Raw genomic sequence first — 4,690 nt, forward strand, 5'->3', positions numbered from 1 at the left:
ACCGAGCGTCAACTTCGCTGGTTCATTGATCATCAGGACTATGTCGGCCGAGTGGTAGAACGAGCCAGACCTTATCTCTATCACATTGTTGAAGAAGTCAACAAACGCAACATGCCTATGGAGGTTGCGTTGTTACCTGTCGTGGAAAGCGGTTTTAAGCCGATGGCTTACTCACCTAGTCATGCATCCGGTTTATGGCAGTTTATCCCCGGTACCGGACAGGTTTACGGCTTGGAACAAAATTGGTGGTATGACGGCAGACGTGATGTTGTTAAGTCAACACAGGCCGCCCTCAATTATCTTGAAAAACTGCATAATGATTTCGGTGACTGGCAGCTTGCTCTCGCAGCCTATAACTGCGGTGAAGGTACCGTTGGCCGCGCTATTAAGAAGAATCAGGAACAAGGTAAGCCGACTGATTTCTGGTCACTGGATCTACCAAGAGAAACCTCGGCCTATGTACCTCGCTTAATGGCCGTCAGCCATATGGTGAAATATCCTGAACGCTATGAGCTAGAACTTAGCCCAATCGATAACAAGCCTTTCTTTGGGCAAGTTAATGTTGGCTCACAAATCGATCTAGCCATGGCAGCCAAGCTGGCTGGTATCACTGAAAAACAAATGCATCAACTCAATCCAGCATTTAATCGCTGGGCAACCGCCCCACATGGCGATCATAAGCTAGTACTGCCGCTGGAAAAAATCCCCACATTTAAGGCAGCTCTGGCTAAAACACCAGCATCACAGCGTGTGCAATGGGCTCGCCATGAAATCAAACGCGGTGAATCACTCAGTGTCATCGCCAGCAACTATGACACAACTGTTGAAGTGATTAAACAAGCCAATAAGTTGGGTAGCACACAAATTAGGGCAGGCAAAAACTTACTTATCCCAGTGGCATCGCATGATGTCAGCCAGCTAGCGCTGAAAAAAGCACAACGGAATCTGTCAGCAGCAAAAACCAAAAAAACGACTTACATTGTTAAAGCCGGTGACACTTGGTGGGATATCGCACGGAAAAACAATACCGATGTTCAATCTCTGACTAAACAGAATAAAAAGTCCGCCAGAGATATTTTGCATGCAGGTCAAAAACTCGTTATCACTACAACTGCTGAAGATATTAGAAAGTCAGTTAACTATACCATCAAAAATGGCGACTCTCTCTGGGCAATATCACGCAAGTTCAATGTCAGTGTGGCTGATGTGAAAGAGTGGAATGGTTTAAGTGATCGTTCAACATTACAGCCTGGCCAGAATTTGAAACTGTATATAGACGAAACCTGATTCACAGTGCTGCACGTTGCTCTCTACGAGCCCGAGATTCCACCCAACACGGGCAATATTATTCGTTTATGCGCCAACGCTGGTGCCAGTCTTCATTTGATAGAACCTCTTGGTTTTGTGATTGATGATAAACGTTTACGACGTGCCGGTCTGGATTATCATGAATTTGCCCACGTCACTGTGCATAAGAACTTTGATGAATTCTTAGTCTGGAGCGATAGCAGACGAATTTTTGCCTGCACCACAAAAGCGACACAACATCATCATCAGGTCAGCTACATCGATGAAGACATTTTATTATTTGGTCCTGAGTCGCGCGGCTTACCTGATAATGTTTTGAATCAAGTGCAAGACAGTCAGAAAATACGCATTCCAATGCTTCCTGATAGCCGAAGTTTAAACCTGTCTAATGCGACGGCCATCATCTTATATCAGGCATGGGAACAGCTAGACTTTGCAGGAGCAAAACGGTTCTGAGTATTGGTCAAGAATGTGTTCAAAACCTGAGCCAGTTCAATGTCCTATTTTCGCATCTACTCTATGATTCATCCTCTCACGAATAGGTGAGTATCATGCTTGTTTAGTGCTAATGGCGCTACGCTTGTTTGGCCCAGTTGGGTTATTATTCGCCATTCAATAAAACTTCAGTTATGTGTTATGCGCTATGGAAGGTAAATAACCATGATGTATCAGATCGTTTTTTTTTATGTACTTCACCTAACCTCACCACGGATTTAGATTGCTACCAATGACAGGCTATCAATTTTTTTGTGCATGCATTCTTAGTTTGCTACTGAGCTTCTCAGTCTCGATTCATGCCCAAGTTGCTCAAACGGAAGATGACCTGGCGTTAGAAAAAGTGAGCTTGCAACTGAAGTGGAAATATCAGTTTCAGTTTGCAGGTTATATTGCTGCCGTAGAAAAAGGTTTTTATAAAGAACAAGGTTTGGATGTGGAGCTACGCCCTCGTCAGACTGAGTTAAACGTCGTTGATGAGGTCGTCAATGACAAAGCCGATTATGGCATCGGTGGTATCGGTATTTTGTCACAATATGCGAATGGTTCTCCAATAAAAGCATTAGCTGCTATCTTTCAGCATGATGCTTTAGTCTTTATGAGCCAAGCCGAGTCCGGCATTGTCAGCCCATATGAAATGGTGGGTAAACGCGTCATGTTTGATGGTACCAGCGGTAACGATGCCATCTTGAGGACCTTATTGAATGATGCCGGCATTCAACTCAAAGATATCAATATTATCCCTCAACAAATGAGTATAGACAGTCTGCTTAATGATGAAGTCGATGTCATTTCAGGCTATATCACCGATCAGCCCTATGCGTTTTTACAGAAAAAGTTTCCCATCAACATCATCAATCCGCGTAACTACGGGTTTGATTTCTATGGTGATATTTTATTTACCAGCGATGATGAGCTGAAAAACTACCCTGGCCGTGCACAACGCATGCTCAAAGCATCACTGAAAGGCTGGCAGTATGCGCTTGAGCACAGTGAGGAAATGATTCATATCATCAAAGAAAAATACGGTGCAGAGCAGAGTCTATCTCGACTACGGTTTGAAGCAAGAGAAACGAAGAAGTTGATCTTAGCTGAGTTAATCCCCCTCGGAAGCATCGAAACACCTCGCCTTAAACGCATTGCTGATATTTATACTCAACTGGGTGTCACGCCCGCACTTTCTGAAAAGGCGCTCAACCACTTCATACACCAACCTAGCACAACGTTATCACTGACAGAAGCGGAACAAGCCTGGTTGCAGGCACATCCGGTGATTAAAGTCGGTGTAGATAAAAACTTCGCTCCTTACGAGTGGGTGAATGATGATGGTGAATATGTCGGTATTGCAGCTGAATATATTAACCTGCTTGAAGAAAGACTCGGCGTTAGATTTGACATCATTTCCAACCATAGCTGGGATGAGTTGATGACTATGGCTCAGCAAAATGAACTTGACATGTTGGCATGCTTAAATGAGACGCCAGAGCGAGAACAATACCTCAACTTTACCGATCCTTATATTCAAAATCCCGTCGTCATCATTAATACCGATATCAACGGTTATGTTGGCGCACTGAAAAACCTGGCAGGTAAAACGGTTGCCATTGAAAAAGGTAATTTCAGTAATACCTTATTGAGTGATGACTACCCAGAAATTACCTTACTGTTTACCGACACGCCCAGACAGGCATTGGAAAAAGTGGCTCGGGGTGAGGCTGATGCTTATATTGGTGATGCCGCCTATGCCAACTATCAAATTAAAAACAATGATCTGATAAACCTTCAATTTGCTGGACAAACACAAGCACGTGCCGTCTACCGGATGGGTGTCGTCGAAAACCAACCTGAGTTATTGAGTATCATCAATAAAGTGCTGGGACAGCTCTCTGAAAAAGAAAAAAAAGAAATTGAATCACAATGGCTGGGCATCAAAGTCACTCCCGGCCCTCAATTAAAAACATTAATACAATTCGGCGTTGGTATCCTGCTGTTATTCTTATTATTTGGCTACTGGATTCATCGTCTGCGACAGTCCCGCCGTGCTCTTCAGGAAAGTGAAAGTCGGTTAAGTGATGTGCTCAATACCTCACCTGTGCCAGAAATCATTATTGATAATCAAGGTAAGGTGACTTATATCAATCAGGCCTTTATTCAGTCATTTGGTTTTACTCAGACTGATATCCCGACATTGGATGATTGGTTATTGAGGACCTTTCCTAAACAAGAAACACGTGAACGTTTTATTCAGCAGGCCAACATTTCCACACACAAGCAATACGTATCTTTCAACTTCGAATCTATCGAAACAGACCTAGTTTGTATGGATGGTCAACGCCGGGCTGTTATTGCTAACGCACGAAAAGTTAGTAGTGATGCCATCCCTGATACATTGATTATTCTCTACGATATTACAGAACGTAAACGTGCTGAAGAAAAACTCAAACTGTCAGGACGGGTATTTACCCAGGCGCATGAAGGTATATTAATCACCGACGCAGATGGATTAATAGTCGACGTTAACCCGGCGTTTTCAGAGATCACAGGCTACAGCCGCGAAGATGTTCTACATCAGAATCCATCAATATTACGTTCAGATAAACATGATGCTTTGTATTTTGAAGAGATGTGGCAAGAGCTTCGTCATCAAGGTCACTGGCAAGGAGAAATCTGGAACAAGCGCAAAGATGGTCAGATCTATGCTGAACTATTAACGATATCAACATTAGTCGATGATTTTGGCGAAACGTTGCATTATCTCGGCATGTTTTCAGACATCACCCAGAGCAAAGAGCAACAACATGCACTGGAAATGATGGCGCATTATGATGTGTTAACTCAACTGCCTAACCGCACCCTATTTGCTGACAGGTTCAAACAGGCAATTGCA

3 protein-coding genes are annotated in these 4,690 nt (G+C 43.5%); all 3 read left to right on the forward strand.

The features are described from left to right. On the forward strand, window positions 1–1,287 hold a 1,287-nt coding region (locus B4K20_RS09225; RefSeq protein WP_289282669.1), incomplete at its 5' end, for a lytic transglycosylase. Window positions 1,288–1,293: 6 nt separating this feature from the next. Then, window positions 1,294–1,764, forward strand: coding sequence for a tRNA (uridine(34)/cytosine(34)/5-carboxymethylaminomethyluridine(34)-2'-O)-methyltransferase TrmL (trmL, locus tag B4K20_RS09230; RefSeq protein ID WP_289282670.1), 471 nt, complete (start codon window positions 1,294–1,296; stop codon window positions 1,762–1,764). A 271-nt stretch (window positions 1,765–2,035) separates the two neighbouring features. Continuing rightward, the coding region (locus tag B4K20_RS09235; protein WP_289282671.1) for an ABC transporter substrate-binding protein at window positions 2,036–4,690 on the forward strand (2,655 nt) is incomplete at its 3' end.

Origin of the sequence: Methylophaga sp. UBA5088 (assembly GCF_002414625.1) — a bacterium.
Classification (GTDB): domain Bacteria; phylum Pseudomonadota; class Gammaproteobacteria; order Nitrosococcales; family Methylophagaceae; genus Methylophaga; species Methylophaga marina.